This is a genomic window from Abditibacteriota bacterium, from assembly GCA_017552965.1.
In the GTDB taxonomy this organism is placed as follows: domain Bacteria; phylum Armatimonadota; class UBA5829; order UBA5829; family UBA5829; genus RGIG7931.
This window is the reverse complement of record JAFZNQ010000015.1, coordinates 1-16,327: the sequence shown is the minus strand read 5'-3', so window position 1 is coordinate 16,327 and position 16,327 is coordinate 1. Positions and strand designations below refer to the sequence as shown.

Below are 16,327 nucleotides of genomic sequence, written 5' to 3'. Positions count from 1 at the left end.
TGCTGGGAACAGGCATCCGTCACCAGGGGCTCTTTGGTCAGCCCCTCGAGGCCGCCCACGGCAAAAACAGGCTTCCGGGCGGCAAGCCAGACGAGTCCCTTGCCCTCGATCCGCCTGCCCAGCTGATCGTAGAATACGGCGTCGCCCTCCCAGGAATAGAGGCCGTCTTCCCGGGACCACAGCACCGCCGCCTTGTAGCCGTCTTTTTCAAAGCCCACGGCAAAAACGTCCTTGCCCAGCTCCTTGCGCGCAGGCTCCGCGTCCTTTGCCATGGCCAGGAAGGTATCAAAGGCTATATAAGAGGGCTTGGGCCTCAGGTCCTGCCACAAAAGGCCGAAAGAATGTTCGTTGTAAAAGCGGTTGCGGCCGTCGTTGATAAAGTCGTACCAACTGATGGAAGACACCCCCTTTACCGAAGCGGCGTCGGCGTAGGTGCGCACCAGGAACCAGGCCTGCTCTCTTTCGGTGTAGCCGGTATAGACATGGGTGGGCCAGCCCATCTCGGTGATCCACACGTCTCTGGGGACCCCGTCGATCTTTTTGGTCAGCTCTATGGCGTCCTGCAGCTCTCTGATAAACCCCTCGTCATCAAGCCGGGCCCTGTAGGGGTGGACTGTGAGCACGTCAAAGTTGCAGCCGGCATTGATGGCTCTTTCTATGAATTCCGTATCTATGAGGGACGTGGAGCACCCCAGCACCTGCAGAGAGGGATCTATATCCTTGATCAGCTTGTAGCAGTCCCTGAGCATCAGGAAATAGTTTTCCTTGTCCCCCGGGAAAAAGCCTATGTTGGGCTCGTTCCAGATCTCCCAGTGCCTGATGCGGTCCTTGTAGCGCAGCACGGTCTCCCGGACAAAGTTGTAGTAGGCGGCCCTGCCCTCGTCCGTATCCTGAGGGTAGTTGTGGTTCCAGTAAGCCAGCAGGCCGTAGATGGATATGCCGTTCTTCAGGGCCTCGTCCACCAGCTGATCGTAGTGGGCGTAGTTGAGCACGCCCTTTTCCTGCTCTATGGCGCCCCAGTTGAACTCTTCTCTGGTCCACTTGACGCCTATATCCCCGGCCAGCTGCGCTGTTTTGCCTATCCACTCCCCCTGCCGGCGGTAGAGATACACGCCCATGCCGAAGGGAGTCTGGTCCAGCTCGGCGGAGCGGACGCTGCCATAGGCAGACTCCCGCATATCGAGAGCCACGGTGGAGCACCGGTCCGAATCGGTGAGCGCCGGAGCCGCGTACCCTATGGCGGGGACGCTGCCAAACCGCACCGAAGCCTCCAGGAAGGGTTCCTTGCCAAAGGGGACCTCGAAGGTAAACACATCTTCCCTGCCCATGCCGGAAAGAGCGACCTTTTTCTTTATGGCGCGGACAAGCGCGCCGTTGTAATCCCTCACGTCCAAAAACAGATCCGTCTTCACAGGCTCGTCCGACAGACACCGGGCCTTCACCGTAAAGACAGCCTTGCCGTCCTTTGCTTCCCATTCGGGAGCGGCGGTGATACGCTCCGAGGACTGTATCACGGTCTCGCACACGGGAGCGCCATCGGGCTCCGTGTCATGATACACTATCTCCATCAGCCTGAGCGGGGCGTATAATTCGCCCGCAAAGCTGAGGGCGTTCACGGTCCAGCCCTCCATCTTTTTGCCGCAGGGGAATACCACCGCTCCGGGCCCGTCGGCCTCTTTGGTCATCTCAAAGAAGTCAAACTGGCAGGCGGTCCTGACGGTGACGGAGCCCTTTTTCGTGACGGGCACCGATATAGACTCCACGGTCCCCCGCAGATCCATATCCTGCCGGTAAGCGACAGAGCCCCCTTCCCTGACGGGCTGGTTGTCTGTGATGATGTCCGCGTAAAATCTGGCCTTGACAGTGTTGCCAAAGGGCTCGGAGTCCAGGGACAGCTTGCCGCCGTTCTTGCGGCCGTATATACACCTCAGATCCCTGATCTCCAGCCGGCCACGGGTCTCGTCCGTCAGCCCTTGCTCCACGGCAAAGCCTACTCCCGAAGGCTTGCCGTCAAAGACGTCGTTTTTCTTCTCGCCCCAGCTGGCCTCAAACCCATCCACCGAGACCTCCACCTCCTGCCAGTCCGAGCAGACGGGGATATTCATCTTTTTCTGAAAGGTCTCGTCCTCCGAGTCCGACAGCCGGAAGGCCATGGTGTGGGGCGCGGTCTTCCGCACCTTAAAGCGAAAGGCCACCGGCACAGAGTCCAGAGGCAGCGGGCAGGACATGCTCACGTGGCTGGAGTAGTCTCCCCTGGAAAAATCGTAGTTGAGGGACAGAGCTTCGTTTTCCACCGAGCCGGCCCCGGCGCTTTTGTTCATGAAGACAAACGACCAGTCTTTCTCAAAGGCGCCGGGATCGGTCTCTTCCGCAGCCACGGCTGCGGCTGCCATCACAAGTGTCATCAGCAAAGAGATCAGTATAAATTTCATTTTTACACCGCCTGTGTCAAAGTTTGACGGGCTTTATCTTGTCAGCCTCGTCCATATATACCATTTCTGTTTCGATCCTGTCCGGATACACCCTGAACACCCTGAAGCCCACTCTTTCCCCGAACCGGGGATCTCTGATGCTGGGACACACGGCGTAGCAGGTGCCGCCGTGATAGAATTCGCTCTTTACGTGATAATGCCCCGCGAGAACGTAGTCCGCTCCGGCGTCCTCTATCATGTCCATATAGGGCTTTCTGAGCTCCGGCGGGAAGTTGTAGCGGTCATATTTTTCGTCCAAAGCATTCCGCACTATGGGGATATGGGTGAGGACAAATATGTGGTCATAGCCTCCCTTTTTGCCCTGCTTCAGCTGGTTGGAGAGCCAGATGCGCTGAAAGCGTTCGTAGCCGGGCTCGTTTCTCTGGGGCTGGGTGGGATTGGAGTTGAAGGTGATGAACAGGGTGTTGTTGTACACAAATCTGTAGTAGTCCATCCCCCAGTCCTTTCTGTAGCGGGCCAGGGACTGCGGGTCGAGATCCGTGTCGTGATTGCCCTCGGCAAAGCAGTAGGGCACCCTGAGCTCCCGTATGGCGTCGTTCCAGGCGTCCAGCACCGGCTGATGGGTGGGAAAGCTCACCATATCTCCGCTGAAGAACACAAAGTCCACGCCCAGCCTGTGCACCATGTCGATGGCCTTTTTGAAATAGCTGTTGTCCGTGGCCCTGGGGTCCGACAGCTCCACCTCTTTGGTGGCCGCCATCCAGCCTATGTGAACGTCGGACAGCTGGACAAAGGAAAAGGGCGCCGAAGGCGCATTGTTCCCCACCGCATATATGGCGTGGCTGGTCCCTGCCAGAGGGCTGATGGCATACAGCGCTTCTGCGGCGCACAAAGTCAATACAAATATCGTCAGGAGTTTAATCATGATCCTTGTTCTTCTTTCTCGCCTTCCGGCTGCGTATATAGTCCAGCCTTTCTCTGAATCTCGCTTCATAGCCTATGTCCTTGGGGTCGTAATATCTGGTCCCCTCCAGCCTCACGGGCAGATAATCCTGCTCCACCCAGCCGCCGGGGTAGTCGTGGGGATACTTGTAGCCTTCGCCGTAGCCCAGCTTTTTGGCGTCTCTGAAGGAGGGATTGCGCAGGTGCATGGGCACCGGAGCGTTTTCGCTCTCTTTCACGTCTGCTATAGCGGCGTCTATACCCAGATAGGCCGCGTTGGACTTGGGAGCGCAGGCCACGTAGGTGGCTGCCTGAGCGAGGATGATCCTGGCCTCGGGCATACCTATCTGCATCACAGCCTGAGCAGCGCTGTCCGCCACCACCAGGGCCATGGGGTCCGCGTTGCCCACGTCCTCCGAGGCGCAGATCACTATGCGCCGGGCAATAAACCGTATATCCTCGCCGGCGGTGAGCATCACCGCCAGATAGTGCAGCGCCGCATCGGGATCGGAGCCCCGCATGGATTTGATAAAGGCGCTGATGGTATCGTAGTGCACCTCTCCCTGCTTGTCATAGCCCAGTATCTTTTCGCCGGCCGCCGACTCGGCTATGGCGAGGGTGATCCTCCTGTCATCGCCGGCCAGGTCTGCGCACAGCTCCAGGATATTGAGAGCCGACCTGGCGTCCCCGTCGGAGATACGCTTGATATGCTCCAGGGCTTCCGGGTCAAGGGTGACGCCTTTGAGCTCCGGGCTTTCCCTGAGAGCCCGGCCGACTATGCTGGCTATGTCATCTCCGGACAGAGGAGCGAACCGCACCACCCGGGACCGGGACAAGAGCGGGGTATTGACCTCAAAATAGGGGTTCTCCGTGGTGGCCCCGATGAGTATCACCGTGCCGTCCTCCACAAAGGGCAGCAGGGCGTCCTGCTGGGCCTTGTTGAAGCGGTGTATCTCATCCACAAACAGGATGGTCTGCCGCTCCTTGTATCTCCGCTCGTCCCTGGCGGCGTCCATGATCTTCCGCAGGTCCGGCACCCCGCCGGTGACTGCCGAAAAGGGCACAAAGGCCGAGGAGGTGCTTTCGGCGATGATGCCGGCCAGGGTGCTCTTTCCGCAGCCCGGAGGGCCCCAGAAGATGAAGGAGGATATGTTGTCGGTCTCTATGAGCCTCCGGAGCAGCGTGCCCCGGGCCACTATCTCCTCCTGTCCCACAAAATCGTCCAGCTTTTTCGGACGCATGCGGGCTGCCAGCGGAGCATCCGCAATGCCCGCGTCAAACAGGTCCGTCATTGGTCCAGGGCTCTGTCCAGCTTGTCGCTCAGATCCTGCTGATGCTTGATAAGGGTGATCTCGGAGCGTGTCTTTTCCAGCACGCCTCTCAGCTGGTCCGTATGCCGCCGGAGACCGCCGGAGACGGCGTCAGGATAATCCACGGTGATCAGCATATAATACACGTCGTCCATGACGTCCAGAGCGCGCACAGCCGAGTCTATGTCGCCCCGCCTCAGCTCGTCCAGAGCGTATCGCCGGGTCTCGCTGGCGGCCTCTGCCAGAGAGTTGAGCCACACGGCCGGCTCGATGCCTATCTCCCTGAAGTCCGGCAGGTCCAGACCCCGGATGATGGCGTTGGTCAGCACCGCCTCGCCGTATTCCTTCTGGGCGTCCAGCACGTAGCCCGTGTAGTATATCTCGGGCTTGTCCTGCAGGAGCTCCTTTACCTGACGCACCCTGCTGCCGGCCTCTTCCATGAGCTCCGCAGCCTTGTCAAACTCTCTGCGGTGGGACGCCCGTATGGAATTGGCGCAAAAACGGATGGTCTCCCGGGATATGGTCAGCGCCTTCTCCCTGAGGGCGTGGGTCTCGTCCAGAATAGCCGTAATGGCGTCTATGTTTATCTCGCTCATATCTTCCTCTACTTTTTCATTCTGGCCACCAGCCAGACTATCTGATCCGCCGCAGCGTGGAGCCTCTTGGCTATCTGCAGCAGCTGCTCTTTGTTTTCCCTGGAAGCCGGATCGTCGGAACAGTCGTCTATCTGCCCCAGCAGGGAGCCCACCTGATCCTTGATGGCCAATAGCTGCATATCCGTGTCGTGCATTCGCTTGTCCTTGTAAGTTGATCTACATATCTATATTATCACATAGGGGGCCCTGATACAAAGCCTCCCGGCGCTGCCGGGCCCGGGACCGGCCGTATGCAGGTATTGTGACTCGGTTTATTATTTGTGCTCAAACAGGCCGCCTTCACGGGAGTAGGCGTTGTTGCGGCTGTGGGCCCAGTTGTAGAAAAAGCTCTCGTAGCGGTCTTCGTCGTCCCACAAGAGGCAGCCGGAGTCCTTGATACGGTTTCTGGACTCCTCGTCCAGCAGATACCAGCCCCACTGGAAAAAGAGCAGCTCGCTCAGGACTCTGTCCCGCAGGACCGGGTCGCTGCTCGCCGCCGACAACGCCCGGTTGAAGTTCTCAAAGCAGTATATATACGCCTCCTCCGGCAGCCATTTCAGGTTGGACATATAGCAGCGCAGATACACGTCGTTCTTGGCGACTTCCTTTTCGCACCTGTCTATCACGTTGTAGAGATAGGGGGCGGCGGCGTCGCCGTAATAGCCCGAGAGAAACTCCTTTATCACCGCATCGTCGTCTATGTCCGGATCCCACAGCAGCTTTGAGGCCAGATAGCCCTTCAGGGCGTTGAAGCAGCCGTCGGCGTTGAAATAATCTCCCTGCTCGAATATGGCCTTGGCGTGATACTCCCGGAAACACTGCAGATCGGGCTTCAGACACCGGAAATTCGGGTGGATGATGTAATAGTTGCTGAAATCCACTATGTAGTTCCAGATAAACAGGTTGTCCGTCAGACGGCTCCAGGCCTTCAGGCTCTCGACAAAAGCCGCGTTGGTCTTCTGCTTCTCGTCCTCCGGCCTCTTGACGCTCTCATACAGAGGGGTGCCGAAGTTGTTCTGTATGTTGCACAGCCTGACTATCACGTTGTCCCGGGGCTTGATGTTCTCCGGCGCTTCCACCGAATACCAGTAGGCCAGAGTCTCCACCTTCACTTCCGGAAACTCCTCCCGCACCCTGTCAGCCACCTGGTTCACCGCGTGGAGTATGAGCCCGGACTGGGCCCCTCCGTATTTCTCCGCCAGGGCGGCGCACTTTTCGCACCGGCAGTATGCGTCGTTGTCGTTCTGGGTGACGGAGATGATGGCCGGGGTCTCTTTTTCCGTGCGCAGGACCTCCAGCACCGCGTCTCCCAGCGCCTTCACGCACTCGTCATTACTGAGGCACAGCTGGGTGTTGTCCGCGGAGCGCCGGCCGTCTATGAGGCTGTACCATTCCGGATGGTCGGCAAAGTATTTCTCTCCGGGCAGCAGCCGGCCCATGGTGTGGACGAAGCCCCACAGGGAGACATGCCCGCCCCATTCGGGAGAGATATCGTTGTGATGCCCGTTGGACTTGCGCTTCACCGCAAATTCCGGGTGCTTGAGATTCAGGTTGAAATAGGTCTCCCTGGAAAAGAAGGGAGGCGTGTGGACGTAGTTTATGCCATCCTTTACGGTGATGTTCTTCTCATACTGCAGCTTTCCCGCATAAGGCGTCAGGAAACGCGCTCCCAACCAGTCCTCCAGAAAGGTATAGACGGCGTAAAGGGCGCCCCGGGGCCGGTCGCCCGCCAGTATGAGGCTGTGTTTGCCGGAGCGTATGAGGATGCCGTCATCCTTCAGGCTGTCCCAGTCAAAATCCCCCGCCAGGGCCTTCACCGCTTCGGTCTGTCCCACGTATATACCGTAAACGCCCGGCGTGGCAGTCTCCCTGACGGGCACACGGACGCCGGACATCATTTCTATATACTTCTGCAGCTCCCGGGCGGCGTTCCGCTCCGGCTCGATGGCGTCGGCGGCGCACACTATCTCGGCCGCTGCCCTGCCGTCCCGGGTGATGACTCCCGCCCGGACGCACAGGCACATACTCAAGATCATCAACACGATAAATAGCTTCATCTTTCTCACCTTTTTATGCAAAAAGCCCGGGAAAGCCTGCTCGGCCTGCCCGGGGCATTGTATTCCTTATGCAAGTAAAACGGGGACGCCCTCCGACAGAGAACGCCGCACGTCTATGATCCTTTGGTTGGAGGAGCCCACAAAGGGGATATCCAGAGTCTTCCGGGTCTTGTCATAGGGGCCGTCCACCAATACGTCGGTGTATTGCAAAAAGCTTCTCTCCGGCAGCTCTTCCCAGGTAAACCCCGTATAGACCATGGTGTGATAGCCCCGCTCCTTCAGGAGCCGCAGGGTCTCTGTCAGATCCTCCTGATACACCGGGTCGCCCCCGGAAAAGGTCACCTGCCGGGTGTAGCAGCGCTCTTCCAGATACTCAAGCAGCTCCTCCGGGGAATATTCCGTCCCGCCCTCAAAGGCCCAGGTCTCGGGATTGTGACAGCCGTCGCAATAATGCCTGCAGCCCTGAGTGAATATCACGGTGCGGATACCCGGCCCGTCAACTATGGAATCATCTGTGATGCCCGAGACTCTCACAGCTCGCCTTTCTGGACGTTGACGTGCTTCACTCTCTCGGATTCTTCCTTTCTCTTGGCGTCGTTGAACTTTTCCAGGGAGCCCACCAGATAACCTGTTATGCGGCGGATCCTCTCAAAACCCACGCCTTCGCCCAGCTTTTTCTTTTCGGATGCTTCTGTCATGTCAAACCTCGTTCACGATATAGTAGATCTCACTCATACAGGGGTTTTGCCCTGCTATATAGTGTGTGTCAATAGTATTATACCATATTTTTCAAAAATGTGGAAGACTTCGGCGGGCCTATTTCATGTGATAGACGGCCTTTAATTCTGCGTATTTTTCCGGCGACAGGGGCTCGCCGGCTTTTCTGCCGCAGCGGGGACACACGTCATTGATGATACCCACGTAGCCGCACACTGGATCCCTGTCCACCGGGTGATTGATGGAGCCGTAGCCTATGCCCTTTTTGGCCATATGCATGATGATGGCTTCAAAGGCTTCCAGATTCTGCAGGGGATCTCCGTCCACCTCCACGTAGGATATGTGGCCGGCATTGGTCAGCTCGTGATAGGGCGCCTCCAGATCTATCTTTTTGAAGGGAGAGATCTGGAAATACACGGGTATGTGGAAGGAATTGGTGTAGTAATCCCTGTCCGTGACGCCCTTTATCTCGCCAAAGCGTTTTTTGTCCATGCGGATAAACCTGCCGGACAGGCCCTCGGCAGGAGTGGCCAGCAGAGTGAAGTTCAGCTTGTATTCCCGGGTCCTGGCGTCGCAGAAGTCCCGCATGTGCTTGATTATCTCCAGACCCAGCTTCTGGGAGGCTTCGCTCTCTCCGTGGTGCCTGCCGGTCAGAGCCGACAGGGCCTCCGCCAGTCCGATGAAGCCTATGGACAGGGTGCCGTGCTTCAGCACGGTTTCCAGAGTATCGTCCGCCACCAGATCCTCGGCGTGGTTCCAGGTGGCCTGGCCTATCATAAAGGGAAAGTTCTTCATGCGCTTTTTGCACTGAAACACGAAACGGTCCAGCAGCTGGTTCGTCACCAGGCCCATGTAGTGATCCAGGCTCTCATAAAACTTGTTGACGTCCTTGTCTGCCTCTATGGCCAGCCTGGGCAGGTTGATGGAAGTAAAGGACAGGTTGCCCCTGCCGGGGGTGATGGCGTCTCCGTTCACGTCCGCCAGCACTCTCGTGCGGCAGCCCATATAGCCCACCTCGGTCTCGGGAACGCCTTCCTTGTAAAAGGACAGGTTGAAGGGAGCGTCTATGAAGGAAAAATTGGGAAAGAGCCTCTTGGCCGAGCAGCGGCAGGCCAGCTTGAACAGATCGTGGTTGGGGTCGCCCTCGTTCATATTGATGCCGCTCTTGACCTTGAAGATGGACACGGGGAAGATGGGAGTCTCCCCATAGCCCATGCCGGCCTCGGTGGCCAGCAGCAGGTTCTCTATGACCAGACGGCCCTCGCCGGTGGTGTCGGTGCCCAGATTGATGGAGGAAAAGGGCACCTGGGCGCCGGCTCTGGAGGAAAGGGTGTTCAGGTTGTGAATGAGGCCCTCCATGGCCTGATAGGTGTCCTTTTTGACAAGGGCTTTGGCCTTGTCCAGGATCTTGTCCACAGGGGCTCCGTCAAGGGTCTGCAGTATCTCCCTGATCTCCTTTTCGGCCTCGCCGTCCATCAGGGTATGCCTTTTGTCATAGACCTCCGTCAGCCGGCGCTTGATATCCCCGGTGTCCACATCCAGAGAGATGGACGCCACCTCGCAGATGCGCTTGACGTAGGATTTGGCCACGTAAGGAGCCAGATAATAGTCAAACATGGGGATGGACTGGCCGCCGTGCTGCTCATTCTGGTTAGACTGGATGATGATGGCGGTAAGAGCGGCGGCGGTGTTGATGGACTGGGGCTCCCTCAGATAGCCGTTGCCGGTGGAAAACCCCCGGTGAAACAGCTTGTCTATGGGTATCTGGGTGCAGGTGGTAGTGCCTATGGCGGCAAAATCCATGTCATGTATGTGTATATATCCGTCTCTGTGAGCCAGCGACACGTCCTCCCGGGCAATGGAGTTGAGGAAGAAGGACTTGCTGGTCTCCGATCCGAATTTGAGCATCATGCCCATGGAGGAGTCGGAGTTGATGTTGGCGTTCTCCCGCTTCAGATCGTTGTCCTTGGCGTCCTGAAAGGTGATGTCGTGGATGGTCTTCATCAGAGCGGACTGGCGTTCGCGCTCCAGAGTCCTTTTGTTTCTGTACAGTATATACGCCTTGGCCGTATAGACGTAGCCGGCCTTGATCAGGCACTCTTCCACCACGTCCTGAGTCATTTCCACGGTGGGCAGCTCGTCGCCGCAGCGCTCCTCCAGGGTCTCCACCACCCTGTTGACCACCCAGCGGGTCAGCTTTTTGTCCCTGCTGCCCGAGGCGATATAGGCGCTGTGCATGGCGTCGTATATCTTGTAGTCGTCAAAGGCTTCCTTGCGGCCGTCTCTCTTAACGATAAATTCAAACATCGATCCTGCTCCTTTCAAAACCTCTGTAGGGGAATAAGCATGCAGGCAAAACGCCTGCGGTTATATTGCCGGACCGCTCCAGCGGATCAACGGATAATGCTTCATTTCGCCGGGCCGGCCCCGGGCCGGCGGCTACATATCTATTATATAGCATATATAGTATTACTGCAACACATGCATCCACAAGATATAGTGATTTTTCGAAAAAATTAAATGGCCTCCGGGATGCCCGGAGCATAAAAAAAGCGGGGCCGAAAGCCCCGCTCCTGCTATCGCTTCGTTACGCAAACAGCCCGGCAAACCAGCTTTTCACTCTGGCGACCAGGCCGGCCAGCCAGCCGGTTGCGGCTCTTGCCTCCGGCTTTTCGTTCTGAACTTTTGGCGCGGCGGCAGCCTTTTCATTCGGTCGTTTATCCGGAGCAGGCGCGGAAACACTGCTTTGCACATCGGAGATATCCGCTGTTATATCGGCAAGATTTGTATTATCATAAACCGGTTCCTGATCGCTCTCGTTATAGCACCACATGGCTTGAGATTTATAAGGCTTGCCTTTACCGTTGCTCCACAAAAGGCATTTGTCGGCAAGATGCTTTTCGTCAGTTTTGTATTTTTCCATATTTTTTTCCAAATCTTCTTCCGAGAGCCGCACCTTCCAGTGTTCCACAAGACCGCTTTTATATGACACGCGGATCACGTTGTCCGTAAGAATGCGGACGTTGGCAGGGCGCGGGATATTTCCAAAATAATCTCTGTTGCCCGAATACATCTCGCATATTATTTTGTCATCCATCAGATTTACAAAAAAATCAGAATACTCGGTTGATATCATATATCTTCCGTTTTTGGTGATGGCTACATCCAATGGAACCTCGCCTTCGTAATACCATATTATCTTTCCGTTGTCCTTTACAATCGAAAAGGCAGACCCGGTATCTTTGTTGATCCAGTTTATATATTTGTCTGCATCGTATTCCATCACTTCAAACCGGTCATATAATATAGTCCGTTTTACAAGAGGGATCATATTACAGATTTTTTCTATGTCTTCATTGTTGTCGCTGAGAAACGTTCCACTGTAAAATAAAAACGTTCTGTTTTCGTCCCATAACGATTTGCCGACCAACCCTTTGTAAACCGTGATCAGTTTTGCTTTGCTGATATCTCTGTTGCGGGCTTTAATTTCCGGTATATATAAATCACCCGGATCACCAATGGCGGTCAGAAGATAATCGGGAATAACCGGCAGAGATATCAGTTCTCTTCTCATAGTTCTTTTATCCGGATCCATCGTATAAGCTGCATACGCAGCGCTTACGCAACAAAAAACTAAAGCGATCGTCAAAAAAGTCAGTAAGTTTTTCATATTCTAATTTCCTTGATTCGGCACGTCTCTGTCAAAATAGTCCGGGTCCATTTGGCTTCCGGCAAATAATGTATACTCTTCTTTTGCAGACAAATCGTACAAAGTTATAGAACAGTTTTCCTGCAGATATTCTTCAAAAGTGTCGTATCCCCCGTTTCCGCAGGTAGCGTCGTAATAGTTGCCATCATATATATTTATAGCATGATCCTGAAATATCACCCTGTCGGGATGGCCTCCTCCCTGATATTTTTTCGCTTGTTGTCGCAGGCAAATATAGCTATTCTGAGAATACTGATTTCCGTTATAATACGCTTCATGTGCATCAGCATCATATACTATGTTAGCGCTTGGTATCGTTCCAATATGAAAAGCATAAACGTTATCGACGTAGTTTGCGCTTATCCCCTGGCTTCTCAAGAGATCCACAAACAATGAACTCCAGTCGCCGCAGGTCCCGTCAGCCTCTCTCAAAAGAGATGCTGTGGAATCGTGTTCATTGGGTGTAGAAACATCATGCCCCCAGTACTGCAGGATCTGACCGTTAAGGTTTTTCATCTGCAGAGTCCGGATATATTTCCACAAAAGGTCAAAAACCTCTGACTGAGTGGAAGCGCCTTCGGCCGCGCTGCAGGAAAGCGAAAGAAGATCCTCGAATAATCCCGTGTGGCCGCTGTTACAGTTACTTAATCTATGCCATTCAACTCCCGGACAACCGCTTGCAATAGGGTCAAAAAGAGGCACATACACTTTTATATCGCAGGAGCCTGCCGCTATGTTGGAACCGCCGTAGGTCTGCACCTTCCAGGGCAGAGTCAGTTTTTTTATCCCGACGGTATTTGAAACGGCCTGGGAACTCTCCATGTCGCTGCGGCAGATCAGTTTTTTGTATCCGGTACTGTTTACTACATCAAAATGGCTCGAGCCAAAAGGAAATGACGGATTGGCTCCCGTTATAAAATCGGTATCGCCGTTATAGGTGTTCGTTCCGGTATCGGTAAGCTCAAGAGACGTCAGATTGAGCTTATCTCCTTTTTTGGCTATGAATGGAGTATTTTTGTCTTCTGTATCCTCATCATTCTGATAAGGATAATCTTCATAGGCAAGTCCGTCAAATACGGTCGCGGAAAGCGTTTCATTGTCTTTCCATAAACCGCGCGGATAAGACTTATCCATGAGAGTATTATTAACATACTCATAATAAGCAAAATCCGAACCAGAAGCGCTTGCCTTATGGCAGTATAGCGCGGTCGTGCCGAAGGACAGAGTCTTCTCTGACAGAGTGATAGGCTGATATGAGTTGGTCTCCGCATACAGCCAAAGGAATATGTCTTTAGAGCCGTTGTCCGGCTTTTTATAATAAATATAATGAGGAGCGCTTCCCATCTGCCATTTTTTACTTACCCCGCCGAAGGTGTCGGGCAGTATCTTTGATGAAATTGAACAATCCGCACTGGTATACAGGTCGGATTCTGCTGAGGGCATACCGGGCATAGGAGGTGTCAGAGACCACCCCACCGATATATAACATAAATTTTCATGGGGAAAGACTGCCGGAACAGTGGAAAGGTCGATGCGATATACATCGTCCTGCTTCAGATACACGGTGCGGGTCTTCTCCGCCAGATCCATTATATATACGTCAACGGGCACCACGCAATCGGCATCCCGCACGTCTCCGGACATACAGGGGTCAAGAGTGCTTTCGTCCTTGACTGTGTATTCAAGGCAGTATTTACCCGCGGGAACAGAGTCAAGATCAGCGGAGATACCGGGAGTTATATTCGGATATGCCGTTTCGTCATCGGGTGATACCCTGGGATGGCCGAATACACTCAGCTTGTATAAGAGACTGAAGCCATATGACGCCGGGCTATAGTTGCCCAGGGATTCCGTATAGTCGGTATCGTAAAAAGCGGTAGGCCGGGCGAAAGAGCCGTTCAAGGGGCGCACATAGCTGTATCTGCCGGATAATGAATCGACCCAATAATCATCGCCAAACGAGGTATAAGGAAAACCGCTGTTTATGTTGAAGCCGATGGCGCCGTCGCCGGAACCGTTAACAGGATAATAGACCAACGGGTCGGCATGCAGGACAGAGGCAAGCAGCAAAGCCGCACAGACCAAAAGCAGCAGTCCGGGCTTGGCAAAGAGAGGCTGAAAGATGATTTTCATATGTGATCTCCTTTAATAGTCGGCGCGCAGGGGAAAGCGCATTAATAATACATTTTCATTGTATAACAAAAAAAACGGTAAGTCAAGAGAAGAAGCAGGCCCGGGCCGGCGTTCCTGTTGAAGGGGATCCCGTCCCCAGGCCCTGCGGGCTTGGGGACGGGATGACATTAAAAGGTTTCCCTTGCAGGATCAAAGATCTTGCAAGGGAAACCCCGTGTGTTATTTCAGCACGAAGTATATCCTGTCCACCAGCAGGGCTTCGCCCAGGGACTCGTCTGGCTTCGGGACCAGAGCCAGCAGCAGGGACGAATACTTTTTCAGCTCTGTCTCCCCCGCCTTTATTGCTCTGTAGCGGTCCCCGACCTCGCCGGCTGTTATCGACAGGGAGCAGGGATAAGCGTCGTTGATCTCGTCATACAGCAGGATGCGGCAGGCCTCGGCGTCGGGGGGAGCGGTGAGCTTGCCCTGCCTGCGGCAGACTATATAGACGTCGGCCTTTGTCCGGCCTTCACGGACAGCCCTGTTCACGGCCCTTTCGATCCTTCTCTGCAGGGCCCACTCGGCAGAATTGTACCTCAGGCCGGCGGCCCTGCCTCCGGAAGCGTCCGGATCGTCTGTCAAAAAGGTCAGGTCCCCCCGGCCAAACAGGTCCATGTCGCCGGCGGCCACCTCAAACCATCCGTCTTCATCCGAAACTCCTTCGGGGGTGTTTTTTGACTTTTTCAGGTCTCTCGAATCGTGGGGAGGCGGATCCCGCAGGATGCCGTTTTGGTGCTCGAGGGCCCAGGCGTGAAAGAAGCTTTCGTACCGTTCTTCGTCGTCCCACAGGAGGCAGCCGGCCTTTTTGACCGCCTCCCTTTTCTCATCGCCCAGCATATACCAGCCCCACTGAAAGCTGAGGAGCTCGCCCAGGACCCTTTCCTCCAGGGTCTTGTCGCCGCTGACGGCGGACAGAGCCCTGTTGAAATTGTCGAAGCAGTATATATAGGCCTCCGCAGGCAGCCATTTCTGGTCGGTGAGAGAGCAGCTGAGATACACCTTCTGCCGCCGGACCTCCTGTTCGCAGCGGTCTATGACGTGATACAGATACGGGGCCGCCGGGCCGTAATAGCCCTCGAGAAATTCCCTGATGCAGGCGTCGTCGTCAACGTCGGGGTCCCACAGCAGCCTGGCCGTCAGATACTGCTTCAGCGCGTTGAAGGCGCAGGAGGTATTGAAGGTGTCCCCCTGCTCAAACACAGCCCTGACGTGACGGTCCCTGAAGAGCTGCAGGTCCGGCTTCAGGCAGTGAAAATTGGGATGTATCACATAGTAGTTGTAAAAGTTGACTATATAGTTCCAGACAAAGAGCTCGTCCGTCAGCCGGCTCCAGTCCTCCAGGGCTTTGCAAAAGGCCAGGTTGGTCTGGTGAAGGGGGTCGTCCTTCCGGCCTGCGGACTCTCTGAGGGGGACGCCGAAGTTGTTTTCTATGTTGCACAGCCGCACGATCACGTTGTCCCGGGGCCTGATATTTTTGGGAGCGTCCACAGTGTACCAGTAGGCCAGGGTCTCCACCAGCACCCCCGGGAACTCCTCTTTGACACGGTCCGCCACCCGGTTGACTGCGTGGAGGATGAGCCCGGACTGGGCTCCGTATTTCTCGGCCAGCGCGGCGCAGCCGTCGCACCTGCAATAGGCGTCGTTGTCAAATTGGGACACGGATATGATGGAAGGCCTGTCTTCCCTGCGCAGAGCCTCCAGCACCCTGTCCCCCAGCTCCCGGACGCATTCGTCGTTACTGAGGCACAGCTGGGTCCTGCCGGACCGTCGCTCACCGTCTATGAGGCTGAACCACTCGGGGTGGCTGTCAAAATACACCGAAGGGCTGATATACCTGCCAAAGGTGTGGCACCAGCCCTGCAGGGTGACGTGCCCGCCCCACTCCTCGGGTATGTCGTTGAAGTGGCCGTTGGACTTCTGTTTGACGGCCCAGGCGGCGTCGTTGATATTCCGGGTAAAAAAGGTCTCCCGGGAGAAGAAAGGGGGAGTGTAGCAAAAGTCAAGTTTGTCGGGGATCCGTATGCTCCTGTTCTGCGGCACCCTTTCGGCGTCGGGAGCCCAATAGCGCACTCCCAGACAGTCCTCCAGGAAGGTATATACGGCGTAGAGGGTGCCCCGGGGCCTGTCGCCGGCCAGGATCAGATACCCTTTGCCGGAGCGTATCAGTATGCCGTCGCCCCTGAGGCTGTCCCAGTCGCAGTCTCCAGCCGGACTCATGGCCGCCGCGGTCTGCCCCACGAATATATTGCAGGCAGTGTCCGAGGGGGCCTCCTCCACCGGGAGCCGGGCCCCGGATATCTTCTCTATATAGGAGGACAGCTCCCGGGCCGCATTTTGCTCGGGGAGAGTGGAG

12 protein-coding genes are annotated in these 16,327 nt (G+C 55.6%); all 12 read right to left on the bottom strand.

Translation table 11 applies throughout. The features are described from left to right. Positions 1-2,432 (bottom strand): hypothetical protein (locus IK083_02690; GenBank protein MBR4748465.1); only part of this gene is annotated, 2,432 nt, incomplete at its 3' end. Positions 2,433-2,448: 16 nt separating this feature from the next. Continuing rightward, a complete protein-coding gene (locus IK083_02685) occupies positions 2,449-3,357 on the bottom strand; it encodes a metallophosphoesterase (GenBank protein ID MBR4748464.1) in 909 nt (302 codons plus the stop codon). Further along, on the bottom strand, positions 3,350-4,666 hold the full coding sequence (locus tag IK083_02680; protein ID MBR4748463.1) for a replication-associated recombination protein A: 1,317 nt from the start codon (positions 4,664-4,666) through the stop codon (positions 3,350-3,352). The genes IK083_02685 and IK083_02680 overlap by 8 nt, the downstream gene beginning before the upstream one ends. Continuing rightward, the gene (locus IK083_02675; GenBank protein MBR4748462.1) at positions 4,663-5,280 is read right to left on the bottom strand and encodes a haloacid dehalogenase; all 618 of its coding nucleotides are present in this window, start codon (positions 5,278-5,280) and stop codon (positions 4,663-4,665) included. The genes IK083_02680 and IK083_02675 overlap by 4 nt, the downstream gene beginning before the upstream one ends. An 8-nt stretch (positions 5,281-5,288) precedes the next feature. Continuing rightward, on the bottom strand, positions 5,289-5,474 hold the full coding sequence (locus IK083_02670; protein MBR4748461.1) for a hypothetical protein: 186 nt from the start codon (positions 5,472-5,474) through the stop codon (positions 5,289-5,291). Positions 5,475-5,594: 120 nt separating this feature from the next. Beyond that, a complete protein-coding gene (locus IK083_02665) occupies positions 5,595-7,376 on the bottom strand; it encodes a DUF4838 domain-containing protein (GenBank protein MBR4748460.1) in 1,782 nt (593 codons plus the stop codon). 66 nt (positions 7,377-7,442) lie between these two features. Beyond that, complete coding sequence (nrdG, locus tag IK083_02660) at positions 7,443-7,952, bottom strand: anaerobic ribonucleoside-triphosphate reductase activating protein (GenBank protein ID MBR4748459.1); 510 nt, start codon at positions 7,950-7,952, stop codon at positions 7,443-7,445. Beyond that, complete coding sequence (locus IK083_02655; GenBank protein ID MBR4748458.1) at positions 7,907-8,074, bottom strand: hypothetical protein; 168 nt, start codon at positions 8,072-8,074, stop codon at positions 7,907-7,909. Before IK083_02655 ends, nrdG begins: the two co-directional genes overlap by 46 nt. Positions 8,075-8,192: 118 nt before the next feature. Then, positions 8,193-10,400 carry an anaerobic ribonucleoside triphosphate reductase gene (locus IK083_02650; GenBank protein ID MBR4748457.1) on the bottom strand — a complete coding sequence of 736 codons (2,208 nt, stop codon included), beginning with the start codon at positions 10,398-10,400 and terminating at the stop codon, positions 8,193-8,195. Positions 10,401-10,680: 280 nt separating this feature from the next. After that, on the bottom strand, positions 10,681-11,763 hold the full coding sequence (locus IK083_02645) for a hypothetical protein (protein ID MBR4748456.1): 1,083 nt from the start codon (positions 11,761-11,763) through the stop codon (positions 10,681-10,683). A gap of 3 nt (positions 11,764-11,766) precedes the next feature. Then, positions 11,767-13,935 carry a transglutaminase domain-containing protein gene (locus IK083_02640; protein MBR4748455.1) on the bottom strand — a complete coding sequence of 723 codons (2,169 nt, stop codon included), beginning with the start codon at positions 13,933-13,935 and terminating at the stop codon, positions 11,767-11,769. 219 nt (positions 13,936-14,154) lie between these two features. Beyond that, the coding region (locus IK083_02635) for a DUF4838 domain-containing protein (GenBank protein MBR4748454.1) at positions 14,155-16,327 on the bottom strand (2,173 nt) is incomplete at its 5' end.

Bases quoted from the DNA above. Each gene is read 5' to 3' on its own strand.
- IK083_02665 (MBR4748460.1), bottom strand. From the start codon at position 7,376: ATGAAGCTATTTATCGTGTTGATGATCTTGAGTATGTGCCTGTGCGTC.
- IK083_02670 (MBR4748461.1), bottom strand. From the start codon at position 5,474: ATGCACGACACGGATATGCAGCTATTGGCCATCAAGGATCAGGTGGGC.
- IK083_02645 (MBR4748456.1), bottom strand. From the start codon at position 11,763: ATGAAAAACTTACTGACTTTTTTGACGATCGCTTTAGTTTTTTGTTGC.
- IK083_02650 (MBR4748457.1), bottom strand. From the start codon at position 10,400: ATGTTTGAATTTATCGTTAAGAGAGACGGCCGCAAGGAAGCCTTTGAC.
- IK083_02685 (MBR4748464.1), bottom strand. From the start codon at position 3,357: ATGATTAAACTCCTGACGATATTTGTATTGACTTTGTGCGCCGCAGAA.
- IK083_02675 (MBR4748462.1), bottom strand. From the start codon at position 5,280: ATGAGCGAGATAAACATAGACGCCATTACGGCTATTCTGGACGAGACC.
- IK083_02680 (MBR4748463.1), bottom strand. From the start codon at position 4,666: ATGACGGACCTGTTTGACGCGGGCATTGCGGATGCTCCGCTGGCAGCC.
- IK083_02655 (MBR4748458.1), bottom strand. From the start codon at position 8,074: ATGACAGAAGCATCCGAAAAGAAAAAGCTGGGCGAAGGCGTGGGTTTT.
- IK083_02640 (MBR4748455.1), bottom strand. From the start codon at position 13,935: ATGAAAATCATCTTTCAGCCTCTCTTTGCCAAGCCCGGACTGCTGCTT.